At 64.7% G+C, this 25,227-nt stretch carries 20 protein-coding genes; 4 read left to right on the top strand and 16 right to left on the bottom strand.

Annotation, left to right across the window (positions count from 1 at the left end; translation table 11 throughout):
* Positions 1-6: 6 nt before the first annotated feature.
* The 6 genes from KHO53_RS23680 to KHO53_RS23655 form a co-directional block, all read right to left on the bottom strand.
* On the bottom strand, positions 7-1,779 hold the full coding sequence (locus KHO53_RS23680) for an acyl-CoA dehydrogenase C-terminal domain-containing protein (protein ID WP_213571018.1): 1,773 nt from the start codon (positions 1,777-1,779) through the stop codon (positions 7-9).
* The gene (locus tag KHO53_RS23675) at positions 1,772-4,246 is read right to left on the bottom strand and encodes an efflux RND transporter permease subunit (protein WP_100783247.1); all 2,475 of its coding nucleotides are present in this window, start codon (positions 4,244-4,246) and stop codon (positions 1,772-1,774) included. The genes KHO53_RS23680 and KHO53_RS23675 overlap by 8 nt, the downstream gene beginning before the upstream one ends.
* 15 nt (positions 4,247-4,261) lie before the next feature.
* On the bottom strand, positions 4,262-5,290 hold the full coding sequence (locus tag KHO53_RS23670; protein WP_213571276.1) for a YCF48-related protein: 1,029 nt from the start codon (positions 5,288-5,290) through the stop codon (positions 4,262-4,264).
* Between the two features lie 78 nt (positions 5,291-5,368).
* Positions 5,369-6,727, bottom strand: a complete 1,359-nt coding sequence (locus KHO53_RS23665) for a DUF1329 domain-containing protein (RefSeq protein ID WP_010226092.1) — start codon at positions 6,725-6,727, stop codon at positions 5,369-5,371.
* A gap of 22 nt (positions 6,728-6,749) precedes the next feature.
* Positions 6,750-8,705 carry a DUF1302 domain-containing protein gene (locus KHO53_RS23660; RefSeq protein WP_213571016.1) on the bottom strand — a complete coding sequence of 652 codons (1,956 nt, stop codon included), beginning with the start codon at positions 8,703-8,705 and terminating at the stop codon, positions 6,750-6,752.
* Between the two features lie 86 nt (positions 8,706-8,791).
* Entirely contained in the window at positions 8,792-9,358 is a 567-nt protein-coding gene (locus tag KHO53_RS23655) for an RBBP9/YdeN family alpha/beta hydrolase (RefSeq protein WP_026001482.1), read from the bottom strand.
* Positions 9,359-9,634: 276 nt separating this feature from the next.
* Here KHO53_RS23655 and KHO53_RS23650 point away from each other — a divergent pair, with 276 nt between their 5' ends.
* Positions 9,635-10,651 (top strand): AraC family transcriptional regulator, encoded by a 1,017-nt coding sequence (locus KHO53_RS23650; RefSeq protein WP_213571014.1) that lies wholly within the window; start codon positions 9,635-9,637, stop codon positions 10,649-10,651.
* A 199-nt stretch (positions 10,652-10,850) separates the two neighbouring features.
* On the opposite strand, the gene KHO53_RS23645 is transcribed toward KHO53_RS23650, so the two are convergent.
* From KHO53_RS23645 to KHO53_RS23615, 7 genes are all read right to left on the bottom strand, one after another.
* Positions 10,851-11,861 (bottom strand): YeiH family protein, encoded by a 1,011-nt coding sequence (locus KHO53_RS23645; protein WP_213571012.1) that lies wholly within the window; start codon positions 11,859-11,861, stop codon positions 10,851-10,853.
* Positions 11,858-12,184 (bottom strand): Rieske (2Fe-2S) protein, encoded by a 327-nt coding sequence (locus KHO53_RS23640; protein ID WP_010226083.1) that lies wholly within the window; start codon positions 12,182-12,184, stop codon positions 11,858-11,860. Before KHO53_RS23640 ends, KHO53_RS23645 begins: the two co-directional genes overlap by 4 nt.
* Positions 12,181-12,834 (bottom strand): DsbA family oxidoreductase, encoded by a 654-nt coding sequence (locus tag KHO53_RS23635; RefSeq protein WP_010226081.1) that lies wholly within the window; start codon positions 12,832-12,834, stop codon positions 12,181-12,183. The genes KHO53_RS23640 and KHO53_RS23635 overlap by 4 nt, the downstream gene beginning before the upstream one ends.
* Positions 12,831-14,147 carry an MFS transporter gene (locus KHO53_RS23630; RefSeq protein WP_010226079.1) on the bottom strand — a complete coding sequence of 439 codons (1,317 nt, stop codon included), beginning with the start codon at positions 14,145-14,147 and terminating at the stop codon, positions 12,831-12,833. Before KHO53_RS23630 ends, KHO53_RS23635 begins: the two co-directional genes overlap by 4 nt.
* 122 nt (positions 14,148-14,269) lie before the next feature.
* Complete coding sequence (locus tag KHO53_RS23625; protein WP_159388648.1) at positions 14,270-15,322, bottom strand: beta-keto acid cleavage family enzyme; 1,053 nt, start codon at positions 15,320-15,322, stop codon at positions 14,270-14,272.
* 45 nt (positions 15,323-15,367) lie between these two features.
* The gene (locus KHO53_RS23620; RefSeq protein ID WP_010226075.1) at positions 15,368-16,216 is read right to left on the bottom strand and encodes a TauD/TfdA dioxygenase family protein; all 849 of its coding nucleotides are present in this window, start codon (positions 16,214-16,216) and stop codon (positions 15,368-15,370) included.
* 13 nt (positions 16,217-16,229) lie between these two features.
* Positions 16,230-17,210 carry a quinone oxidoreductase family protein gene (locus tag KHO53_RS23615; RefSeq protein WP_010226073.1) on the bottom strand — a complete coding sequence of 327 codons (981 nt, stop codon included), beginning with the start codon at positions 17,208-17,210 and terminating at the stop codon, positions 16,230-16,232.
* Positions 17,211-17,399: 189 nt separating this feature from the next.
* Between KHO53_RS23615 and pdxR the strand changes: the two genes are divergently transcribed.
* The 3 genes from pdxR to KHO53_RS23600 all read left to right on the top strand — a co-directional run bounded on the left by pdxR (position 17,400) and on the right by KHO53_RS23600 (position 21,356).
* Entirely contained in the window at positions 17,400-18,896 is a 1,497-nt protein-coding gene (gene pdxR / locus KHO53_RS23610; RefSeq protein WP_213571010.1) for a MocR-like pyridoxine biosynthesis transcription factor PdxR, read from the top strand.
* A gap of 104 nt (positions 18,897-19,000) precedes the next feature.
* The gene (locus KHO53_RS23605; protein WP_010226069.1) at positions 19,001-20,065 is read left to right on the top strand and encodes an IolE/MocC family protein; all 1,065 of its coding nucleotides are present in this window, start codon (positions 19,001-19,003) and stop codon (positions 20,063-20,065) included.
* A 34-nt stretch (positions 20,066-20,099) separates the two neighbouring features.
* Complete coding sequence (locus tag KHO53_RS23600) at positions 20,100-21,356, top strand: MFS transporter (protein ID WP_213571008.1); 1,257 nt, start codon at positions 20,100-20,102, stop codon at positions 21,354-21,356.
* An 8-nt stretch (positions 21,357-21,364) separates the two neighbouring features.
* On the opposite strand, the gene KHO53_RS23595 is transcribed toward KHO53_RS23600, so the two are convergent.
* The 3 genes from KHO53_RS23595 to KHO53_RS23585 form a co-directional block, all read right to left on the bottom strand.
* Positions 21,365-23,266, bottom strand: coding sequence for a potassium transporter Kup (locus tag KHO53_RS23595; protein WP_036995628.1), 1,902 nt, complete (start codon positions 23,264-23,266; stop codon positions 21,365-21,367).
* A 260-nt stretch (positions 23,267-23,526) separates the two neighbouring features.
* On the bottom strand, positions 23,527-24,276 hold the full coding sequence (locus KHO53_RS23590) for a carbon-nitrogen hydrolase family protein (protein ID WP_213571006.1): 750 nt from the start codon (positions 24,274-24,276) through the stop codon (positions 23,527-23,529).
* 24 nt (positions 24,277-24,300) lie between these two features.
* Positions 24,301-25,182, bottom strand: coding sequence for a Dyp-type peroxidase (locus tag KHO53_RS23585; RefSeq protein ID WP_213571004.1), 882 nt, complete (start codon positions 25,180-25,182; stop codon positions 24,301-24,303).
* Positions 25,183-25,227 lie beyond the last annotated feature (45 nt).

The raw sequence follows: 25,227 nt of genomic DNA, 5'->3' as shown, positions 1-25,227 counted from the left end.
CCTCGTTCACAGTTGTTCGGCCTCCAGCAGGTACAGGCTCTGGCTGCCGGCCTTGACGCTGGCACTGAGCGAGCGGATGCGCGGCAGCAAGCGGGCGAAATAGAAGCGGGCGGTGCCCACCTTGCTCTGGTAGAACGCGCCGTCCTGCGCCAGGGCGACGTCCGCCATCTGCGCCCATAAATAGGCATACAGCGTGTAGCCGAACACCTGCAGGTACTCCACCGCCGCCGCGCCAATTTCCCTCGGGTTGCCCTGGGCGCGATCGAGCACCCAGGCGGTCAGGTCATCGAGGTTGGCCACGGCCAGTTGCAACGGCGCCTTGAACTCGCCACGTGACGGCGCCAGCCCCTCGGCGAAGGCGTTGATCTCCTGCGCCAGCGCCGCGTAGGTGCGGCCACCGTCGGCAACCAGCTTGCGCCCGAGCAGGTCCAGGGCCTGGATACCATTGGTGCCCTCGTAGATCTGGGTGATGCGACAATCACGAATCAGTTGTTCCTGGCCCCATTCGCGGATGTAACCGTGGCCGCCGAACACCTGCTGGCCGTGCACGGTGGTCTCCAGGCCCATGTCGGTGAGAAATGCCTTGGCCACCGGGGTCAGTAGTGCCACCCGCGCTTCGGCCCGGTTGCGTTCATGGGCGTCTTCGCTGTACTTGGCCAGGTCCAGTTGCAGTGCTACATAGGTGGAAAACGCTCGCCCGCCTTCATTCAGCGCTTTCATGGTCAGCAGCATGCGCCGAACATCCGGGTGCACGATGATCGGGTCGGCCGCCTGTTCAGGCGCCTGCGGCCCGGTAGATGCGCGGCTTTGCAGGCGTTCGCGGGCATAGGCAACGGCGTTCTGGTACGAGCGCTCGCCCAACGCCAGGCCCTGGATACCCACGCCCAGGCGCTCGTAGTTCATCATCGTGAACATGGCGTTGAGGCCTTTGTTGGCCTCGCCCACCAGATAGCCGATAGCACCGTCGAAGTTCATCACGCAGGTGGCCGACGCCTTGATACCCATCTTGCGCTCGATGGAGCCGCAACTCACCGCGTTGGCCTGGCCCAGCGCACCGCCCTCCTCGACCAGCACCTTGGGTACCAGGAACAGCGAGATACCCTTGGCGCCGGCCGGTGCATCCGGCAGCTTGGCAAGCACCAGGTGAATGATGTTCTCGGTCAGGTCCTGTTCGCCGCCGGTAATGAAAATCTTCGTGCCGCTGACCTTGTAACTGCCATCCGCCTGCGGCTCGGCGCGGCTGCGGATCAGCCCCAGGTCAGTGCCGGCATGGGGTTCGGTCAGGCACATCGACCCCGACCAGCGCCCTTCGTACATCGGCGGCAGGTAACGTGCCTTGAGCGCCTCGCTGGCGTGGTTGAGCAGCGACAGGCAGGCCCCGGCGGTCAGCATCGGGTACAGCGCGAACGACAGGTTGGCGGCGTTGAGCATCTCCTCGACCTGGGCGGCGATGACCTTGGGCATGCCCATGCCGCCATACTCGGTTGCCCCGGCCACGCCCACCCAGCCGTCGTCGGCGTAGTTGCGGTAGGCCTGGGCAAAACCGTCCGGGGTACTCACGCGGCCGTCTTGCCAGCGGCAACCCTGCTCGTCGCCACTGCGGTTGAGCGGCGCCACCTGCTGGGCGATGAGCTTGCCGGCCTGTTCCAGGATGGCCCGCGCGGTGTCGGCATCGACCTGCTCGGCCAGGGCCGGTATCCGCGCCCACTGGCCGGGGATGTCGAAGACTTCGTTGAAGAGGAAATCCATGTCGCGCAACGGCGGTAGGTAGTCAGACATGCGATGAACACTCGGCTGGTTGGGTGTTGAGGTGCAGCCCCTCGACATTGCCGGGGCTGGGTGAAGGCGCCCGCGCCTTGCTGACGGGCAACAGAAAATGCGACAACGCCGGAATCAGGATCAGCGCACCGAGCATGTTCCACAGGAACATGAAGGTCAGCAGGATGCCCATGTCGGCCTGGAACTTGATCGGCGACCAGGCCCAGCCCACCACCCCGGCGGCCAGGGTGATGCCGACCAGGCCCACCACCCGGCCGGTAAAGGCCACGGCGTTCTTGTAGGCCTGGGCCAGCGACAGGCCCTGGCGCTGGTAGTGCAGCTGCACGCTGAGCAGGTACAGCGCGTAATCCACGCCAATGCCCACGCCCAGGGCGATCACCGGCAAGGTGGCGACCTTGACGCCAATGCCCATGGTCACCATCAGCGCCTCGCACAGCACCGAAGTGAGCATCAGCGGCAGCACCGCCACCAGCGTCGCGCGCCAGCTGCGGAAGGTGATCAGGCAGAACAACGTCACCGCCAGATACACCAGCAACAGCATGCTGCGGTTGGCCTCACGCACCACGATATTGGTCGCCGCCTCGATCCCGGCGCTGCCGGCCGCCAGCAGGAACTGGCGATCCTCGCCGCTGTTGGCCTGGGCAAAGCGCTCGGCAATCGCCACCACCTGATCCAGGGTGTCGGCCTTGTGATCCTTGAGGTAGGCAATCACCGGCATCAGCGAGCAGTCGTTGTTGAACAGCTCCGGGGCGTTCACCGAGGCTTGCTGGGCGGCGTAGTTGAGCACGTCCTGGTTGCGCTGAATGCTGCTCAGCTTGGGGTTGCCCTCGTAGGTGCCGGCGGTGATCTGCCGTACCGCATTGGTCAGCGACAGGGTGGTCTGCACCTGCGGGTGCTGTTGCAGTGCCCAGGCCAGGCGGTCGGCGAGCACCAGGGTCTGGTAGCGCAGGCAGCCTTCCGGCGCGGTCTTGATCATCACCGCGAAGGTGTCGCTGGACAGCGCGTAGTGGCCGGTGATGTAGGCGTTGTCGCGGTTGTAGCGCGAGTCGGCGTGCAGCTCCGGGGCGCCGCTGTCGAGGTCGCCGATTTTCAGTTGCAGGCTGAGCCAGAAGCCACCAGCGCCGAGTAGCACAGCCACCAGCACCGCAGCGGTGGCCCACTTGCGTTCGGTAAAGCGGTCGAGCAGGTCCCAGAGCTTGCCAAAGCCCCGGTGCTCGGCCGCGCGCAGGTCGATGCGCAAGGCCCGTTCGGCCGCCTTGCGCCCGACGCCGACGTACGACAGCGCCACCGGCATCAACAGCAGCGAGGTGAAGATCAGCACCGCCACACCGATGCTGGCGGTCGTCGCCAGGTCCTGGATCACCGGGATATCGATCAGCATCAGCACGGCAAAGCCCACCGCATCGGCCAGCAAAGCGGTGACCCCGGCGACGAACAAACGCCGGAAGGTATAGCGCGCGGCGATCTGCCGGTGGGTGCCGCGGCCGATGTCCTGCATGATGCCGTTCATTTTCTGCGCGGCGTGGGAGACGCCAATGGCAAAGATCAGGAACGGCACCAGGATCGAATACGGGTCGATGGCATACCCCAGCCAGGCGACGATACCCAGCTGCCAGACCACCGCCGTCAACGAGCACAGCACCACCAGCAAGGTGCTGCGCACGCAGCGGGTGTAGAGGTAGATGATCAGCAGCGTGGTCAGCACCGCCAGGGCGAAGAACAGCATCACCTGCAGCAGCCCGTCGATCAGGTCGCCCATCAGCTTGGCGAAACCGATCACGTGCAGCTTGTACACGCCACCTGCTTCGTACTGCTGGCGCAGTTGCTCAAGCTTGGCGCTGAAGCCGTGATAGTCGATGCTGGCGCCAGTCGCCGAGGCCTGGTCGAGCAGCGGCACGATGAGCATGCTTGATTTGAAGTCACGTGCCACCAGGCTGCCGAGAATGTTGGCCCGCTCGATGTTCTGGCGCAGTTGCTGGATGTCGGCGGCCGAGCCCTGGTAGGCGTCGGGCATCACCGGGCCGCCCTGAAAGCCCTCTTCAGTGACCTCGGTCCAGCGCACCGCCGGGCTCCACAGGGATTTCATCCAGGCGCGGTCGACGCCCTGGCTGAGGAACAGTTCGTCGTTGATCTGGCGCAGGGTCTGCAGGTAGGCCGGGTCGAAGATATCGCCGCGGGTATTTTCCACCACCACCCGCAGTGAATTGCCCAGGCCGCGCAACGACTGGCGATTGTCCAGGTAGTTCTGGATGTAGGGATGGCTCTGCGGGATCATCTTCTCGAAGCTGGGCCGTAGCTCCAGACGCGTCAGGGCCATGTAGCCCAGCACTAGGGTGACCAGCAGCATGCACAGCATGAACGGTAACCGATGGTTGAACACCAGGCGTTCGAGACGATTGCCGGAGCGCGTATCGAAGTCGCCGAGGTTGCGGATCACCGGCAAGGTGTCTTGTTGGATGTCGGCCATCAGGGTTTTCTCTTGTTATGGCTGCTGCGGTTGTTCGAGGGCCAGGGTGCGAATGCCGCGCTCACCGACCAGCACCAGGTCGGCGGCGCTATCGAAGGCCACGCCGCTCACCGGGGCGCGTTCGCTCTGCGCCACGGCGCTGAAACGTGCGCCGTCGTTGCTGCTGACCAGCAGATCACCGGCCTGGCTCGCCAGCCAGAAGCGCCCGCTGGCGTCGAGGCTGGCGGCGGTGATGCTGGTATTCAGGCCGGTATTGACCGGCTGCCACCGGGCGCCGCCGTCGCTGCTACGCAGCACATGGCCGCGTAGCCCATAGGCCAGCAGCGTCCCGGGCTTGCCGATGACGCCGAAGTAGCTGCCGGCATACGGCGTGTGCAGGCGCTGGAAGCGTTCGCCATCGGCGCTCAGTTTGAGCAGCAGGCCCTGCTCGCCGCTGATGTACAGCGCACCGTCGACACTGGCCAGGCCAGTCAGGTGCAGGCCTTGCGGGTTGTCGCTGCGCTCAAGCCAGGGGGTCCAGTGCTGGCCGCCGTCAGCGGTGTGCAACACCAGGTTGAACACCCCGACCGCATAGCCATGCAGCGGGTCGCTGAACCAGACATCCAGCAACGGCTTGTCGGCACCCTCCGCGACCAGGCGCTCGCCCTCGCCCACCCAGGCGGCCCACTGATCGCCCCCTGTCTGCGCCCGTGCCTGGTAATAGGCCAGCGCCTGCGCACCGAGCTGTCGCCCGTCCAGCTGTTTTTCCCAACGCAAGCCACCGTCGCGGCTGTGCAGGATCACCCCGTCGTTGCCCACCGCCCAGCCAAGCTCAGGGGTCGGAAAACTCACGGCATTGAGGTCGGCGCTGACCGGCACCTGCGCTTGCTGCCAGTGGCTGCCAAGGTCATCCGAATACAGGATGTGCCCCCGTGGCCCCACGGCAACCAGGCGGGCGCCGGCGCGGGTGACATCGCGCAAGGCGCTGGACGCTGCCAGCGCGCTGGGCAGCGCCGGCAGGTCGAGTACGTCGACGTAAGCCTCGGCCTGGGCCGCGCCTTGCAGCGCCCCAGGCCAGCAGCATCACGCTGCAGCGTTTGAACACATTCATCCCTGATCCTCCACGGTGTGTGATCATCAGGCTCAGCGAATGCCGGCCCCGGCCAGGGATTCGGGCGACCACTGGGTCCGTGACAATGGCTCGATGTAGCGGATGCCACCGTAGGCACCGACCACGCCATTGAGGTTGTAGGTGCCGCCGATCAGGTCGTAGATCATGAACGGCGTGGCATCCGGGGTCTGTTTGTCGTAGCTCTGGCTAAGGAAGGCGAAGGAGCCACGGTACAGCTGGCCACGGGCGTCATACTGGTCCGAAGCAAGGGCGATCCAGCTGTCCTCGTCGAGGTAGAAGCGGCGCTTGTGATAGATATGCCGCGCGCCATCCTTGAGCTTGCCTTCCACCACCCAGACCCGGTGCTTTTCCCAGCGCACGAACTGCGGCGCCAGGTGATTGGCCGTGGTCAGCTGCTTGACGTCGGTGTTGTAGGTCAGCCGGTAGGTGTTGTACGGCACGTACATTTCCTGCTTGCCGACCAGGGTCCAGTCGTAGCGGTCCAGGGCGCCATTGAAGACGAACACGTCATCGTAAGTGCCCGAGCCCGAGGTGCCCGGGTTGGGCGTGTCGTAGGCCAGGTTCGGTGCCAGCTTGACCCGACGCTGCCCCGGCAGGTACTGCCAGGCGCTGCGTGGCTGCACCAGCGGGTTGGCGGCATCGCGCAGCATCATCGCCTCACCGGCGCGCCGGGCCGGCGCGGTGTAGGTGAGTTTCATCTGGTAGTAGGTGTCCTTGGCGCCGATCGGCTTGGCCATGTCTTCGTAGATCGGGTAGCTGATGTTGGCCTGGCCGGTGGTACTCAGGGTCGCGTTGCCGGCGGCATCGACGTTCCACGAGTCGTACTTGGCGGTCATGCTCACGCCCTGGTAGCGCAACAGGAAGTTCCACATGGCCTCGGCGCCGCTCTGCGGGATCGGGAACGGAATGCCCGGCAGCACGTTGTCGACCGCACTACCGCCCTCCTGGCTGCGGGCAGCCACGGCGTTCTTCAGGGTGTTGTCGAGCACCGGTTGCGGCAGCGCCACGCTGCGATGGGTGGGGTAGACATCGACGCGAAAACTTGGGAAGCGCTTGAGCAGTTCCTGGGTGGTGGCGGTCAGTTGTCCCTTGTATTGGTCGGCATTCTTGCCATCGATGACCCGCAGCGGTTTTTCCTCGGCGAACGGGTCCGGGCGCATGCTCGCGCCGTTCTTGAACGCCGCCGGCGGGGTCAGCAGGCCGCCCTGGTAGGCGGGGATCGAACCGTCGGCGTTGGCGGCCTTTTCTGCGCCAATCGGCGTCAGGCTGGTGCCCAGGCGCGCGGCCTGTTCGGGGGAGACAGCGGCGTCAGCCGCGTTCAGGGCAGCCAGCGACAGGCACGTGGCCAACAGGGTGTGCACGTAGTTCATGATTGTTGTTTTCCTGTGTGACTCAGAAGGTGGTTTTCAGGGTCAGGTACAGCGCGCCACGGTCCTCGGTGGTGGCGGCGCCGCCAGAGAACGCGGCGTATCCGCCGCCGTAGCAGGTGTAGTCTTGTTCGCCGTCCAGGGCGTTGGGGGTGGTGCCGTCGGTCTGGCCGTTGTTGCAGGACTGGGTCTTGCCGAAGCCGTCGACGTACTTGAGGTCGACGAAATACTGGTTGTAGATCGCCGCGCTCAGGCCCACGGCGTAGTTGCCGGTGTTCTCGGCGCCACCGCCCTGTACCGGCGACACGCCGTCCAGGCCGAGGTTGATCGACAGCGGCATGCTCAGGTCCATGCCTGGAAACACCTGGTACCAGGTCGGCGTGAAGTTGACCGCGATGCCCCAGTTGTCGCGGGTCGGCTGGTCGATGCCGCGGTAGCTGCCCTTGCCCTTGTACAAGGCCTCGTTGTGGCTATCGAGCTTGAGCAGGTTGCTGTAGAACAGCTCGCCGAGCAGGGTCGCCGAGTCGAACAACGGCGTGTCGCCAAGGGTCATCAGGCCGTTGAGGGTCCAGTGCAGGGTGTCGCCGGTGGCACTCATGCTGTCGCCGTCCGACGGCACCTCATAAACCACGCCGCTGCTTGGCAAGCGCGCAGGCAAGAGCCCGAAACCGCCGCCCAGGCCGGCCGGCCCCGGTGCGCTGAGGATCGCCGGTATACTCGCCAGAGGCATGTTGTGGCGAATGTTCAGGTCGCTGCCGACGCTGATACCGCCGACATCCTTGGACAGGCTCAAGCCGTAAATGTCGATGTCGTCGGCATAGGCGAACTGGTAGGTGGCGCTTTGCAGCGAGTTGTAGAGGTTGCCCACCGCGCCCTGGGCGCTGCCCGGCGGGTTGCCGAACGGGCCGTTGGCGACGGTCAGGCCACGGGCGTCGAGCCAGGCCTGGGGCAGAATCTCCGAGCTCTTGCGGTAATAGATACCCAGGGTGCCGCCGAGCCATTCGGGCGACCACTTGGCCATGACGCCCCAGTCGCCGCGCTTACCCGGGGTCAGGTCGTGGCCACGGCGGATGCTGGTCAGCGCGCCACGTACCGGAATCAGCCCGGGGGTGCCGGTATGGCCGAGCAACAAGCTCTGTGCGCCCTCGCCCACCAGGTCCGAACCACCGTAATAGGTGCCGGCTTCCGGCAGCCGCGCGGCATCCCAGTCGAAGAAATACTGCGCGCCAACGGTGAGCTCGGGGTTGAGCAGAAACGCCGCCGAGAGTTGATTGCGCGGCACGAACAGTTCCTTGGCTTCGGTGCCGGGTGACGCGGCCAGCTTGGCCAGGTCCAGGCCCGACTGCCCATAGCTCAGCGAATGCACCGGGTTGAGCAGGGTTTCGCCCCAAAACAGGTTGTGCTGGCCGAGCTTGGCGCTGATCTCGGATGAGTCGCCCACTTCACGGCGCATGAACACAAAGGCATCGAGCACTTCCCCGGACGGGCCGCTGTAGTAACGCTGGGCGTAGTTGCTCAGGTGCGGGCTGCCCAAGGGCACGCCGGTGCCGGGCAAGCCGTTGAGGCTGGGGTTGATGCCCGACTGGCCACCGTTGCCGTTGACGAACGGGTTGGAGTTGGAGCCGGTGTTGTCATAGGCCTTGTCGTACCAACTGGCGGCGCTGACACGAAAGCCCATGTTGCCCTGGTAGATCACGTCCAGTTCGGTGAGCAGGTCCACGCGGTTGGTGACGGTGGTTCCGGCCTTGCGGAAGTTGTAGTCGCCGTCGTTGTTGTTGGGGGTTGCCAACAGACGCTTGTCGGCGCTTTCGGTGCGCACGCCGTAGTTGTACTTGACCGTGTTATCCAGGCGCACGGCCCAGTCTTCACTGCCGGTATCGACTTCAAAGGCCTGGGCGCCGGGCAGTGCCAGCAGGCCGATGGCGCAGGCCAGCAGGCAGCGCTGTGGTTTCACAGCACGGTGAATGCGAGGGTTTGGCATCGCGATGACTCCACTTATTGTTATTGTTTTTTTTCGCCGCCCGTCGTTTGCGGGCTTGGCTCAAGCGTCCGTGCGCTACTGCAGGATTAGCGATCCAGGGCCTGGATCAGGGTTTCGGCCTGGGGCCAGGGGCCGTAGCCGGCTGCCGGGTTGAGGTGGCCGACGGCGCCAAGTTCGAGCAACTGGCTGCCCCAGCCGCGCGCCATGTTGCTGACCGCCTCAAGGCTGGCCAGATGATCATTGCTACTGGCGGCGACGATGCTTGGGAACGGCAGCGGCGTGATCGGCAGCGGGCTCCAGCCGTTGGCGCGCAAGCTGTCCGCGCTTGGGTAGGCGGCGGGCCACGCCGCCTCAAGGTCCGGCGGCGCCGCCAGCAGTGCGCCCTTGATCGGCCGCTGATAGCGCGCCGCCCAATGGGCCACCATCAGCACGCCGGCGCTGTGCGCTACCAGCACTACCTCGCCGTCGATCTGCTCCAGCGCCTGCTCGATGGCCTCGACCCGGGCATTGCAGTCCAGGCCGTTGCGCTGCAGCGGTGGCACCGTATGGACCTTGGCCAGGCGCGCCGCCAGCAAGGTCTGCCAATGCTCGGCGACATGCTCGCGCAGGCCGGGGACGATCAGGACAGTAGCGGTGGTATGCAGTTTTTCCACGTCGGCACCTATGCTCAAGACAGTGCGCTCGCAGGTCACCTGGAGCGTTTGCACAGTCACAGTAATCAGCCCTCCCCCGAGGCGCTTTACATTGCGCGTCAGCGACTTTTCATTTGATGACAGGGTTTCTGGCTTACCACCGAGCGGCCCGTGATCAGGGCCGTTGCGCTGATTTCACTCGCCGAAAACGGCTTCTCATTTGACGACACCCGCGCTATAACGAACCACCCGCCACAGAAGCGGAACGCCAGATGAGAACGCGTGGAAAACAATAAAATGACCGCCCTCGTACGTGCTGCAAGCCTGACCAACTACCTTGAGGTGTCCCGTCACTTGGGGCTCAACCCTCATGCCCTGTTGGCCCACGTCGGCCTGAGCGCCGCCCTGCTCGACGATCCCAACCAACGTATTGCGGTCTCCAGCGTGGTGACCCTGCTGGAGGAGTCGGCGCGGGTCAGCGGCTGCGAAACCTTCGGCTTGCGCATGGCCGAATTGCGCCAGTTGTCGGATTTCGGCGAAATCAGCCTGCTGCTCAGCCACCAGCGCACCCTGCGCGATGCCCTGCAGGTCATCGTGCAGTACCGCCATCTGCTCAACGACGCCTTGGCCATCCATATCGAAGAGGCTGGCAAGACCGTGATCATTCGTGAAGAGGTGGTCACCGACCTGCCCCAGCGCGGCCGTCAGGCGACGGAACTGGCCATTGGCGTAATGCTGCGCTTGTGCGCCGCCCTGCTGGGTGCCCACTGGCATCCGATCAGCGCCAACTTCACCCATGCCGCGCCCGCGGACCTGGCGATTCATCGACGGATCTTTGGCTGCACGCTGGTGTTTGGCAGCGAATTCAATGGCATCGTCTGCCCGGCCGCCGACCTCGACACGGCCAATCCGTTGGCCAACGAAGCCATGGCGCGCCTGGCGCAGCGCTACCTGGATACCCTGCAGGCCGGTGGCAAGCTGTCGCTGGAGTTGGAAATGCGCAAGACCATCTACCTGCTGCTGCCCATGGGCCGGGCGACCATCGAGCAGGTAGCGCAAACCCAGGGCATGAACGTGCGCACCTTGCAGCGGCGCCTGGAGGAATGCGGGGTAACCTTCAGCGACCTGGTCAACGGCGTGCGCCGTGACCTGGTGATCCGCTACCTGGAAAACCCCAGCTATTCGCTGGGGCGGATTGCCGACATGCTCGGCTACTCGATGCCCAGTTCATTTACCCGCTGGTTCATCGCCCAGTTCGGCATGCCCCCGGCCAGTTGGCGGGCGCAGCATGATCGCCGGCACAGTCAGCGCTGACCGGACTACGACCGCTGCGCGCTCGATCGCGGGTCTAGCCCGCTCCTGCAGGTTCGGCGTACACAGATACATTGTGGGAGCTGGCTTGCCAGCGATGAGGCCAGTTCAGCCGGCACATCAGGCGCTGCCTGGACTACCATCGCTGGCAAGCCAGCTCCCACAGGTTCGCGGAGCATGCAGAACGGTTGTGGGCAACCGTCTACAACCCCCAGTGCATCAGCGCCAGCACCAGCAACACCAGAAACACCGTCTCCCCGACCATCAGCGCAATCGGCTTGAAGCCCACCGCTGCCAGCTCCTTGAGCTGAGTCTTCATGCCCAGGGCGCTGATCGCCACCACCAGGCACCAGCGCGACAGGTCATTGACCCCGCCCTGCACGGCCGCCGACACCCAGCCGGTACTGTTGATGCAGGCCAGCAACACGAAACCGACGGCAAACCACGGTAACAATGGCGGTCGCTGCCCACTGGCATCGCCGCCGGCGCGGCGGGTGATCATCGCCGCACAGACAATCACCGGCAGCAACATGGCCACGCGCATCAGCTTGACCACGGTGGCCACATCCCCGGTCTCGGTAGACATGCTGTACCCCGCGCCCACCACCTGCGCCACATCATGAATGGTCGCGCCGAGAAACACCCCGGCCTGCTGCGGCGACAACTGCAGCCAGCCGGCAATCATCGGGTAGACGATCATCGCCAGGGTCGACAGCGCTGACACACCGATCACGGTAAACAAGGTGGCGCGCTCTTTCTGCGGGTGCTGGGGCAAGGCCGCGGCCAGGGCCAGGGCCGCCGATGCACCGCAGATCGCCGTGGCACCGCCGGTAAGCATGCCGAACAAGCGCTGAAAGCCCAGAGCACGGGCGGCCACTACTGAAACCAGGATGGTCACCACCACCAAGATCACCACCAGCGCCACCGGTTTCCAGCCCAGGCTGGCGATCTGGCTCAGGGTAATGCGCATGCCCAGCAGCGCCACCCCCAGGCGCAACACCGTGCGCGCAGTAAATTCAATCCCGGCCTTGCAACGGCCATCGGCCGCAAGAAAGTTCAGGGCCATGCCCAGCAACAAGGCAAACAGCATCACCGGGGCATCGTAGTGCTCACTGAGAAAGCTGGCCGCCGCCGCGGCGATCAGGCTGACGATAAAGCCCGGCGCCAGTTCCCGGGCACGAAGATTGACGGCGGTAATTGCGATCACGCTCATTGGCCCGGTTCCTTGCACGCTAAAACGATGAACAGTTGCTCGCCCTGGCGCTCGACCGGGTAGCTGGCAACCTTGAGTTGATTGGAGTTGAGCAAGTAGCCGCTGGCCAGATCAAAGCGCAGGCCATGGGCGCAGCACTGGATCACCCGCCCGTCCAGGCGCCCGCCGCACAGCGAGGCGCCCTGGTGCGGGCAACTGTCGTCGATGGCGTAAAAGGTGTCAGCGACGTTGAACAGCGCCACGCTCCTGCCTTGCCATTCGAGCAGCACCCGCCCGCCACGCGCCGGCACTTTGTCGGCCGGTACCGGATAGCGCAGGCTCATGCCGGGGCCGCCTCTTCCAGGGCGTCGCCCATGGCCTGCAGCAGCACCGCGACCGGCTGCGCGCCCGACACCCGCAGGCGCTGATTGAAACGGAAACACGGCACGCCATCGGCGGCGCGGTCATTGGCGCCAATGAACGGGCTGGCATCGCCGCGCAGGCAATCGGCAACCTGGGCCGGCTCCAGGCCACAGGCGCGGGCGATGTGCAGCAAGGTAATCGGATCGCCCAGGTCCTTGCCCTGCTGAAAGTAGGCGGCAAACAGCCTGGCCAGCAGGGCTTGGGCCTGTTCCGGCGAGCCCAGCGCCACGGCGCGCTGCAGCAAGCGGTGGGCGTCGGCGGTATTGGGCATGCGACTGATACGGGAAAAATCGATATCCACCCCTGCCGCCTCGGCGGCGGCGCGCACCTGCGCCTGGCGCAGGCGTACTGCCTCATCACTGCCCAGGCGCTTGCGGTAGAACGCCTCGAACGGCTGGCCGGTCCTGGCCATCTGCGGCAGCAGTTGCACCCCGCGCCAGTGCAGACTCACCTCAACTTCCGGCTGCTCGCGCCGCAACTGCTCAAGGGCCCGTTGCAGATGAGCCTGGCCGATCAGGCACCAGGGGCAGATAAAGTCGAAGAACACTTCGATCGACAGCACGTGCTTCACGGTTTCAACTCCCGGGCCGCACCAGGCTCAACCGCGTGCGGGTTGTCCAGGCGGGCCATGTCATGGTGGTAATGCCGCTTGGCGATGAAGAACACCGCCGCGGCGCCGATGCTGATCAACGGCACCAGCTGGAAGGCGCCATGCAGGCCGATCAGGTCGGACACCCGGCCGGTGATCAGCGGCCCGGTCGCCAGGCCAAGCAGGTTGTTGGCCAGGGTCAGGGTGGCGAACGCCGTGCCGTGCACCGAGTAATGAGTCAGGTTGGCGACCATGGCGCTGGACGGCCCGTTGGTGCCGGCGGCAACCATCATCCCCAGGCAGATCAGCACCAGTTGCGCGGTGCCCGACGGCAGCGCGAAGGCCAGCGACAGCAACAGGCAACTGCCCAGGCAATAGCCGATGGCCAGGCTGATCTTGCGGTCCGGACGCTGGCGGCCCAGGCGGTCGCAAAGCATGGCGCAGAGGATCATGCCGATGCCGCTGCACAGCACGATGATGGCGGCCACCACCCCGGCCTGGTCGGTGCTCATGGCGTAGTAGCGGTTCAGGTAGCTGGGCATCCAGACGATCACCGTGCCGCCGACGAACAACTGCAAACCGCTGCCGACATAGGCGGCGATCACCGAACGGCTGCCGTACAGGGTATGCAGTGGCCGGCTGACCTTGTCGGCGGCAGCCTGCACACGCTGGGGAGCGATCTTTGCCTCCTTGACGATCAGCGGGTACAGCAATGCCAGCAACAGGCCGAACAAGGCCATGCCGGCAAACGCCCAGCGCCAGCCGAAGTGCTGGGCCATCAAGCCGCCCAGGGCCATGCCCAGCACCGAGCCGAACATGCCGCCGGCCATGAAGGCTCCGGCCAGGGTGGCGCGCATGTCACGGGGGAACACCGACACCACCACGGCGATGCCGACGCTGCCGTAGGCGGCCTCTCCGACGCCGACCAGAAAGCGTGCGGCAAACATTTGCGGGTAGTTGTCGGCCAGGGCGCAGCCGAGGGTTGCCAGGCTCCAGAGCACGGCCATCAGCACCAGGCTGCGGATCCGCCCGAAGCGGTCGGCCAGCAGCGACAAGGGGAAAGTCAGCAGCCCGACCATCAGCGCGACAATGCCGCTGAGCAGGCCCAACTGGCTGTCGCTCAGGGCCCATTCGGCCTTGAGCAGCGGGAATACGGCGTTGAGCACCTGCCGCGACATGTAGTCGGAAATCAGCAGGCCGAAGGTCAAGGCGAAGACAATCCAGGCATAACGCCGTGGAATGCCCCGTGAAGTGTCGGCGCCATCGTCTGTGGCATTGGCAAGATAGGCGGCCATGCTGCCTCCTGTGGTTGTCTGGCGTGAGTCTTGTTCTTGTTTTTATTGAAAAGCTGAAAAGCCCGACGGACAGCGCTGCGGATCGGCGGCCCGGCTCGCACAAGCGTGCCGGACCTGTCCAATCAGGCGCGCTGCGGCACACCCTTCTGGCCCGGCTGGCGGTTAGGCGCCATGCCGTTGGCCTGGAGGGTCTGCTCGATGCTGCTGTACTGCTCACCGATGCGGTAGATGGCCCGCGCCTCCTTGCCGTTGGCGATCTCGCGGCCCAGTTCATGGGCCACGCGCACGGTCTGCTGGATCTGCTGCACCGAACCGAAGCGCTTGCCGTGCTGGTCGATGATGGTGTCTTCGTTGCCGCAACGCGGGTGCAGCCCCATGGCCAGGGCCATGGTGTTGAACGGCAGGACGTTTTTCAGCAACGATTCGGCGGTCAGCGTGCAGCCGTTGGGCGCCCGGTGAATGAAGTTGAAGAAGTTGAACGGGTTGGGCCCGTCGAAACCGCCGCCAATGCCGATCCAGGTCAGGTTCAGCGGGCCCATGTAATCGCCCTTGCGCACGATGCGCTCAAGGGTTTCCAGGGCGTGCATACCGGTCAACTGGAAGTGCGGCTGGATACCGCTCGCCTGCAAACGGCGCAGGTGTTCGCGCACCCAGGCGGGACCGGCCGGTACGGTCATTTCGCTGTAGGCGGCCTGGATCGCCGGATGGGCCAGGGAGGTGCCTTCCAGGTACTGCGGGTACAGCAGCTCCATGATGTTCATCTGCGTGGTGTTGATCGCCACGGTGACCTGGTCGGGCTTGGGCGTCAGCTCCGCGAGCATGTGCCGGGTGTCGTCGGACAGCCACTTGGCCGCCTCGCCATCGCTTTCCGGGGCGAACGAGATCGAGCCGCCAACCTGGATGATCATCTGCGGCACCGCCTCGCGCACGCCGGCAATCAGTTCGTTGAATTTCGACAGGCGCTTGGAGCCCTTGCCGTCCAGTTCGCGCACGTGCAGGTGGAGCACAGTGGCACCGGCCTCATAGCAATCGACCGCCTTTTGTACCTGTTCGTCCATGGTCAGCGGAATGTCTTCGGGAAAGTCCTCGGGCATCCATTCCGGGCCGTACGGGGCCACGGTGATCACCACTTTTTCCATGTTTTCCGGGTGCAACGAATCGTCGAAGAATTGCATGCTGTAGTCCTCGGTCTTGTTATTGTCCTGGGGTGTTGCAGGCGCTCAGAAGGTGCGATCGCCCTTGATTCCGGCGCGCTCCATCTTGCGGTGACAAGGCGGGTAGTCCATCACCGCGTAGTGCTGGGTGCTGCGGTTATCCCAGATCGCCACGCTGTTGGGTTTCCAGCGCCAGCGCACCTGGTATTCGGGCAGGTAGGCCTGGCTGATCAGGTAGCGCAGCAGGTCGCTGGCACCGGGGTTGGCATCCTGGCCGAAACGCACCCGCTGCGGCGTGTGGTAGTTGCTGAAGTGGGTGGTGAAGGCGTTGACGAACAGCACCTGCTCGCCCGTTTGCGGGTGGGTGCGCACCACCGGGTGCTCGGCATCGGGGAACTGCGCCTTGAGCGCCAGGCGTTTTTCCAGCGTCATGGCGGCGCCAAAACTGGCCTCGATGCTGTGCCGGGCACGCAGGCCCTCGATCTTGACCTTCACCTCCTCCGGCAGGTTCTGGTAAGCCAGCACCATATTCGCCCACATAGTGTCGCCGCCTACCGGCGGGCATTCCAGGCAGCGCAACACGCAGCCCATGGGCGGTGCCTCGCGCCAGGTGGCGTCGGTGTGCCAGGCGTTTTCGTAGCGATCGGCCGGCTGGTCCGGGCGCTTGTAGATCTGTACCAGGCCCGGGTGCTCGGGGTCGCTGCCGGCCACCGGGTGGTCCTCCAGCTCGCCGAAGCGACTGGCAAAGGCCACGTGCTCGGCGCGCGTGATGTTCTGGTCGCGCAAGAACAGCACCCGGTGCTTGAGCAACTGCGCACGCAGTTGCTCGAACAGGTCGTCATCATGAATCGCATCTGCCAGGTTGACCCCGATGACTTCGGCACCGATGGCGCAGGTCAGTTGTTCGATGTGCATGCTGTTGCCCTCTTCAGATGACGAAGATCGACGAACCGGTGGTCTTGCGTGCTTCCAGGTCACGGTGGGCCTGGACCGCGTCCTGCAACGCATAGTGCTGGTTGATCTCGATCTTGATCCGCCCGCTGCTGACATGCTCGAACAGCTCGCCGGCAAGGTCGGCCTTCTCGGCCGGATCTGCGATGTAGTCGGCCAGCGCCGGACGGGTCAGCTGCAACGAGCCTTTGATCGCCAGGATCTGCGGGTCGAACGGCGTGATGCTGCCCGAGGCGGTGCCGACGCAGACCATCAGGCCGCGGCGCTTGAGCGAGTCCAGCGAGGCCATGAAGGTGCTCTTGCCGACGCTGTCGAACACCACGTTGACGCCAACGCCGTCGGTGAGCTCGCGCACACGCTTGGCCACGTCTTCATGGCTGTAGTTGATGGTGTGGCTGCAACCATGGGCGCGGGCCACTTCGGCCTTGGCCTCGGTGGACACGGTGCCGATCACCGTCAGGCCGAGCAGGCGCGCCCACTGGGAAACGATCAGGCCCACGCCACCGGCGGCAGCGTGGAGCAGAATCGTGTCACCGGGCTTGAAGTCGTACAGGCGGCGCATCAGGTAGGCCGAGGTCAGGCCGCGCATGGTCATCGCCGCCGCGGTTTCGAAGGCGATGGTTTCCGGCAGCTTGATCAGCGCCGCCGCCGGGATCAGGCGCTCGGTGCAGTAGGCGCCGAGGGTGTTGAGAAAGCCGGTATAGGTCACCCGGTCGCCGACCGCGACCTGGGTCACGCCCTCGCCGACCGCCTGTACCACCCCGGAGGCTTCCACGCCCATGCCGTTGGGCAGCGCGATCGGGTAGGTGCCGTTGCGAAAATAGGTGTCGGCGTAGTTCAGGCCCACCGCCACCTGGCGCAGGCGAACTTGCCCCGGGCCCGGTTCGCCGACCTCGGCATCCTCATAGCGCAGAACCTCGGGGCCACCGGTTTCATAGAAGCGTACGACTTTGGCCATGCATGTCACTCCAGTCATCCTGACGCAGTGCGTCAATTCTTGTTGACTGGACTCTATGCCCAACGCTTGCCGGGTGCTTCGCATCGGACGACAGGCTGTTTTCATTTGATGACAAAACCCCGTGGGCTGGCTGCCTGGCGGGCTTTCTCGTAGCATAGCCAGGCCCTCCTCCGTGCCTGCGAGCCCTTGATGAAGTCCCCCGCCGGTTTATTGTTCTCAGGTATTGAACTGGACCGTGACAGCGCGACGCCGCTTTACCGCCAGCTGTACCTGCAGATCCGCAAGCAGATCCTCACCGGTCGCCTGCAAGGCGGCATTCGCTTGCCATCGACGCGGACCCTGAGCCAGGAATTGCAGCTCTCGCGCATTACCCTGCTCAACGCCTTCGACCAGTTGATTGCCGAGGGCTTCCTGGTGTCGCGTACCGGCGCTGGCACCTATGTCAGTGACGAGTGGCAGCGCAGCGCCGGTGCCGAGCTGCAAGCTCCCGCGCCACCCAAGCTCTCGGAGCTGAGCCAGTCGATGCTGTCGCTGCGCAGCGATCATTTTCGCGGGGTGTCCTACGCCCACTGCGGCGCCGATACACCGACCTCGTTCCTGCCCAGTCATGGCGCTTTCGAGGCCTTTCCCCAGACGTTGTGGAAGCGTCTGCTCAACCGCCACGGGCAGAAACCGAGCAAGGCCATGCTCGGTTATGGCGAACTGCAGGGCTTGCAGACGCTGCGCCAGGCGATTGCCGAGTACGTTTTCGACGCCCGCGGTATCGACTGCAACGCCGAGCAAGTGGTGATCGTCTCCGGCGCGCAGCAGGCCTTCAACCTGCTGGCGATGCTGCTGCTCAACCCGGACGAGCCGGTATGGATGGAAGACCCTGGTCATATCGCCGCGCGTATCGCCTTTCAGGCCCATGGCTGCCGGGTGGTGCCCGTCCCCATCGACGATCAGGGCCTCGATGTGCAACACGCCATTGACGAATGCCCCGAGGCGCGCCTGGTGTTCACCACCCCGTCACGGCAACACCCGCTGGGTATGACCCTCAGCCACAACCGGCGCCTGGAACTGATTGACTGGGCGGCGGCCAGTGGCAGCTGGATCATCGAAGACGACTGCGACAGCGAAATGCGCTACCGCGGCCGGCAATTGCCGGCGCTGTACGCCATGGACCGAGGCGACCGGGTGATCTACGTCGGCACCTTCAGCAAGGTGCTGTTCCCTTCCCTGCGCCTGGGTTACGTGATTCTGCCCCCGGCACTGGTCGAACCGTTCTGCACCTTGCGCGCGGTGCTCGACCGCAGCCCGCCGACCCTGTTGCAGGCAGTGACCGCCGACTTCATGAGTGAAGGCCACTTCATTGGCCATATCCGCCGCATGCGGACGTTGTACCAGGCCCGCCAGCAGTGCTTGCTGGAGGTGCTGCAACGGCGCCTGGGCGGCTTTTTGCAGGTTGCCCCGGTCGAAGCCGGCATGCACCTGATTGCCTGGCTCCCGCCGCAGCTGGATGACCAGGCACTGGCCCGGCAGTTGGCCGGGCATGGCGTGCATACCTACGCCTTGAGTGACTACTGCCTCACGCGCTACTTGCCACCGGCGCTGCTGCTCGGCTTTGCCGGCACGCCCCAGGATCAGGCCGAGGCCAAGGTCGAGGCGCTGGTGCAGGCCCTCAGGGCGATTGGCCACCCGGTCTGAGCAGTGGCCTTATCAATTGATTGGTAATGGATCTATCGAGTGTTCCTCGGCGGCGCGATAAAGAACGCGCCGGTAAACCGGTGCCCGCACCAGGAACGACTCGAATGAACACAATACAAAAACGCTTCGCTACGTTGCTGAACCACAATGCGCAAGGTGCTGACGCACCCCTGCTGACCCGCGAGCTGGCCACCCGCCTGCTTGAACGCCTCGACCAGGCGCGACTGTTTGCCCACGCCTACCCGCTGCTGACCAACCTCACCCACGGGCGCGTCACCCCGTTCGACCTGCTCGACTTCGCCTATCGACATGAACTGGCCGGCCTGAGCCTGCACATGCTCGACGGTGAGCACAACAGCCTGGCGCAAATGAACACTACGCAGTTGTGCGCCTTTGCTGAAAAGGCCCGGGCCCTGCAACTGGACGTGCACCTGGAGATCAGCAGCACGCGCAAGGCCGACGTCGATGCGGTGGTTGCCGTGGCCAAGGTCATCGGCAGCCGCAACATTCGCGTGTACTCGCGCTATGAAGGCTTGCTGTCGCAGGTGATGGACCAGATCGGTGGCGACCTGCTGTACCTGGCCCACCAAGCCGATGCCCACGACCTGCACTTCGACTTCGAGCAGCACGAGGAGCTCAAGAGCGATGAAATTGCCCAGCTGCTGCGCCAGGCCAACCATCCGCGCCTCAATGCCCTGTTCGATTTCGGCAACATGATCAATGCCTGCGAGCAACCGCTGCAGGCCCTGCGCAACCTCGCCCCGCATATTCGCCAGAGCCACCTCAAGGGCGTACGGGTGGTGGCCGAAGACCAGGGCTTTGGCCACTACGGTGTGCTTCAGGGCAGCGCCGAGGACGAGCTACCCGGCGCGCGCATGCTGTTCGAGCTGCTGATGCTCGGGGACCGGCAGGCGCAAGTGATCGCCTTCATCCTCGAACAGGAGAACCACTACATCGCCCCGGCCTTCCGTCAACACAACGAGCCGGCCGATCCGTTCATTGCCTACCGGGAAATGAGTGACACGCCCCTGCCCGCCGGCTTCACCCTCGAACAGATGCTGGCCGGTGAGCAGCGCTGGGCCAACAACCAGGTCAGCTACGTGAAAACCCTGCTGGCCGAGCTGCGCACCCTCGCCGAGCTGACCCTGGCCAGCTGCGCCACCCCTTGAACGCCACAACCAAACACGCCTGGAGAATAAGAAAATGACAGCGCACGACAAGGCCAAATGGTTCAAATTCCTGGTCCTGATCCTCGGTGGCGGCACCGTCTACAAGCTGGCCAACCTCAAGGACGCGTTCTACGTCCCCATGCAGGACTTCATGGGGCTTTCGCATACGCAAATCGGCTTGCTGCTCAGCGCCAACGCCATCATCGCCACCGGGTTGTTCGTGATCGGCGGCATGCTGGCCGACCGTTACGATACCCGCAAGCTGATCCCGCTGGGCCTGATCGGTACCGGCGCCCTGGGCCTGTACCTGGCCACCTTCCCGCCGTTCAGCAGCCTGATGGTGGTGTTCTGCCTGCTCGCGGTCTGTGCCGACTGCATCTACTGGCCAGCGCTGCTCAAGGCCATTCGCGGCCTGGGCAACGACCAGGAACAAGGGCGCATGTTCGGCCTGCTGGAAGGTGGCCGGGGCGTCGTCGATACGCTGGTGGCGTTTTCCGCGCTGGGCGTGTTCATTGCCCTGGGCAGCGGCGAACATGGCCTGAAAGCGGCGATCCTGTTCTACGCCTTGATCGATATCGCCGCCGGCGTGCTGACCTGGTTTTTGCTCAAAGGCAATCAGGCGCCAGCCCAGACCAGCGCCAAGAACCCGCTGGCCAACCTCATGCAAGCCATCAAGGTCCCGGCTATCTGGCTGGTCAGCTTCAACGTGTTCATGGTTTACATCGTCTACTGCGGCCTGACCTATTTCATCCCATACCTGAAGGAAGTCTATGGCCTGCCGCTGGCGCTGGTCGGTGCCTACGGCATCATCAACCAGTACATGCTTAAGATCTTCGGCGGGCCGGCGGGCGGTTTCATCGCCGACAAACACTTCAAGAGCCCCAGCCGCTACCTGAAATGGGCGTTCCTGGCACTGCTACCGATGATGGCGATCATCCTCCTGGTCCCCAAGAGCCCGGGCTTCATCTATGCCGGCATGGCCGCGACGCTGTCGTTCGCCTTTATCGTGTTTTCCATGCGCGGGGTGTTCTGGGCACCGATGGGCGAAGTCGGCATCGCCCCGCACATTACAGGTTCCGCTTTCGGCATCGGTTGCCTGATCGGCTATGCGCCGGGGATGTTCGCCTATGTCGGCTACGGCGCAATCCTTGACCACTTCCCGGGCCAGCAAGGCTACAACTATGTGTTCATCGCCATGATGCTGCTGGCTCTGATCGGTTTTGCCGTCGCCAGTGCCCTGCAACGACAGGTGCGCAACGCCGCCCCGGTTGCCATACCGGCCGCGGCGTAGCGCCTGGGTTACATCTCGACCTGGGTGCCCAGTTCGATCACCCGGTTAAGCGGCAGGTTGAAGTACTTGAGGTTGCTGTTGGCGTTCTTGAGCAGGAACGCAAACAGCGCCTCACGCCAACGCGCCATGCCGATGCGCTTGGTCGGGATCACCGTCTCGCGGCTGAGGAAGTAGGTGGTGACCATCGGGCTGAAGTCCAGCTCTTCGAGGTGGCACAGTTGCAGCGCGGCCGGTACGTCGGGCTCCTCGATGAAGCCGAAGTTGAGGTTGACCCGATAAAAGCCTTCGCCAAAACCCTGCACTTCGAAGCGCTGCGCCGCCGGTACCCGCGGGCGGTCCTGGGAGACCACGGTGAGCAGCACCACCCGCTCATGCAGCACCTGGTTGTGCAGCAAGTTATGCAGCAACGCATGGGGCACGGCATCGGCCCGAGCGGTGAGGAACACGGCAGTACCCCGCACCCGGTGCGGCGGTTGCGCGGCGATGCTGCTGATGAACAGCGGCAGCGGCAAGGCCGACTCGTCCAGGCGCTCGACGATGATCTTGCGCCCGCGCTTCCAGGTGGTCATGAGGATGAACAAGGCAGTACCGGCGATCACCGGAAACGCGCCGCCCTGGAAGATCTTCGGTGCGTTGGCGGCAAAGTACAGGCTGTCGACCAGCAAGAAGCCCAGCAACAACGGCACCGCCAGCCAGCGCGGCGCCTTCCACAGCAACAAGACCACCGCCGAGGACAGCAAGGTGGTAATCAGCATGGTGCCGGTCACCGCCACGCCATAGGCCGCCGCCAGTGCGCCGGACGACTCGAAGCCGATCACCAGCAACACCACGCCGACCATCAACGCCCAGTTCACCGTACCGATGTAGATCTGCCCCTGTTCCTGGCTGGAGGTGTGCTGGATGAACATGCGCGGCACGTAACCCAGTTGAATCGCCTGGCGGGTCAGCGAGAAGGCGCCGGAGATCACCGCCTGGGAGGCAATGATGGTCGCCAGGGTGGCCAGGGCGATCATCGGCAGCAGCGCCCAGTCCGGAGCCAGCAGGTAGAACGGGTTGCGTACCGCCTCGGGGTTGCCGAGGATCAGCGCGCCCTGGCCGAAATAGTTGAGTACCAGCCCCGGCAGCACCAGCAGGATCCAGGCGCGGGCAATCGGCTTGCGGCCAAAGTGGCCCATGTCGGCATACAGCGCCTCGGCACCGGTCAGGGCCAGCACCACCGCGCCAAGAATCGCCACGCCCATGCCCGGGTGGACGATAAAGAAGTTCACCGCCCAGGCCGGGTTCATCGCCAGCAGCACTTCCGGGCGCTGGACGATGCCGTACACCCCCAGCGCGCCCAGCACGCTGAACCACAGCACCATGACCGGGCCAAAAATGATACCGATGCGTGCGGTGCCATGCTTCTGGATCAGAAACAGCGCCACCAGCACCACCACCGCCAGGGGCACCACCCAGTGGTCGATGCCGTCAAAGGCCAGTTGCAACCCCTCCACCGCCGACAGCACGGAAATCGCCGGGGTGATCATGCTGTCGCCGTAGAACAAGGCTGCGCCAAACAGCCCGAGCAGCACCAGCACCCGGCTCAAGCGCGGGTACGGCGCAGCAGCCCGCCGCGCCAGGGCGGTCAGGGCCATGATCCCGCCTTCGCCCTGGTTGTCGGCGCGCAGCACGAACAGCACGTACTTGATGGTCACCACCCAGATCAGCGACCAGAACACCAGCGAGAGGATGCCGAGCACCCCGTCATGGTTGGCCTGCACGCCATAATGGCCGGCGAAGACCTCCTTGAGGGTGTACAACGGGCTGGTGCCGATATCGCCATAGACCACGCCGGCGGCGGCGATCAACAGGCTAAGTGACGAAGTTTTTACGGGGGAATGGGCGTTTGCGGAGGTTGCGGCTTGGCTCACGGTCAGACGTCTCGAAGAAATGCCAGGGCAGTATCTCTTTCTGCGTAACGGGCCTTCGTAAAAAGTCCGTAAAATTTTCTTACATTCAGCGTGGCCTGCTGTTGTGGGAGCGGGACTTGCCCGCGATCGAGCGCGCAGCGGTCGTAATCCAGGCAACACCTGATGGGCTGGCTGGACTGGCCTCATCGCTGGCAAGCCAGCTCCCACAGGTGCGACGTACACCTATCTACTGTGGGAGCGGGGCTTGACCCGCAATCGATCTACTGCCCGATCACAGTCCCTTCCCACGCGCCGGCACCGTCCTGCCGAGCCACCACCAGGCACTCCCCTGCCCCATCCGCCTTGCAGATCAGTGCGCCATCCCTGGCCCAGATCGCACTCTGCCCCGCCGCTTGCCAGCCACCCGTCTCGCCGCCATGGTTGGCAAGCATCACCATCATCTGGTGTTCGACGGCATAACCGGCCATCTGCTGGCTCTCGGCAACGATGCCCCTGTGGGAAATCAGCATCCCCGCCGCATAGATGTCCGCACCGAGCCTGGCAGCATGAGCCGGGTGGCCGGGCTGCATGGCATCGGCGCAGATGGCCAGGGCCAGCCGTTGGCCCCCCAGTGGCAGCAGATCACCACCGCTGCCGGGGCTGAACACCAGGTCCTCGCCAGGATGCAGATGCTGCTTGCTGTACAGACCGACACTGCCGTCGGGGCGAAAGATCAGCGCCGCCAGCAGCACTTGGCCGCTGCCGGGCACACGCACCGGCGCGCCGACCACGCTGTACATAGCCTGTTGACGGGCCAGGGTGCGCAATGGCTCGAGCAGCGGGTCGTCCGTGCCCAGGGCCAGGTCGGACGCGGCATCGAGCTCATAGCCGGTCAGCGACAGTTCCGGGAACAACAGAAACTGCACGCCCTGTTCGGCGGCCAACTGCATCATCTGCAGATGACGCTGCACATTGCCCGTAATGTCCCGGGCAATGGCAACGGTTTGAGCGCAAGCGACAGTCATTGTCATGCTTTCATCCTTAAGGAGGGGTGTTCAACCCGTGAGCAAAGCACTCAAGTCCAGGCCATGCTCGCCCAGTGGCGGGCACCAGTAGTAGCCGCCGGTGAGCGGCCGGCTGAAGCGGTACAGGGCGTCGACCACGCCGTCTTCCAGGCCGCTCATGCGTCGCAGCTGCACTTCGAAGGCATCGAAGGAGTGGCCGAAGGCGAGGAAGGCCAGGCCCGCGCCGCGCTCGTCTGCCCAAGGCATCGAGCGACGGACGATAAAGGCCTCAGGCTCGAAGCTTTCCTGGGCGGTGCGCTTGACGTGAGCCGACTGCGGCGCGTCGTCGAGTTCTTCGTTGTCGGCCTTGCGGCGGCCGATGATGTCGTCCTGCTCGGCTTGCGGCAATGCCTTGAAACAATTCAGGTCATGGCGCCACAGCTGGAAGGCGGCAAAGCTCGAGCCGTTCAGGCCCGGCACGTCGCTGGAGCGGATGGCGGCGTCGATGGCGGCGTCTTGCACCGGGTTCTCGGTGCCATCTTCATAGCCGGTCAGGTCATGGCCGCTCTTGTGGCGGAAGGCATCGGTGGCCTCGGCCAGGGTGAACGCCGCGGCCAGCAGTTGTTCCAGGTCCTGGCTGAGCAGCCACAGGTCGCCGCGGTCTTCACCGCGCAGCCACAGCCACAGGTGGTGCTGGGTGCAGGGATTGTCGACCGCCGCAGTCAGGCGTGGAAACTCGCGCAGGCCGTCGATGCTGCGGCCCAGGGCCTGCACCAGCGGCGCACCGAAACCGGCCACCACACGGCTGCCATCGACCTGTTGCTGCAGCGCATCGAGCACGCCCGACAGCGCAGCTGGCGAGTGCAAGGTGAAAAACAGGTGGCGGGCCTGGGCGGGAACGGGGGCGGCGAGAATGCCTGGCTGAAACTGCATCGGGAATCGGGTCCTGGGGTAAAAGCGGCGATGCTACTGTCTGGT

The sequence above is a fragment of the Pseudomonas sp. RC2C2 genome, assembly GCF_018390435.1.
Lineage (GTDB): Bacteria > Pseudomonadota > Gammaproteobacteria > Pseudomonadales > Pseudomonadaceae > Aquipseudomonas > Aquipseudomonas donghuensis.
Note: the sequence above shows the minus strand (reverse complement) of the source record. Positions and strands in the feature narration are given on the sequence as shown.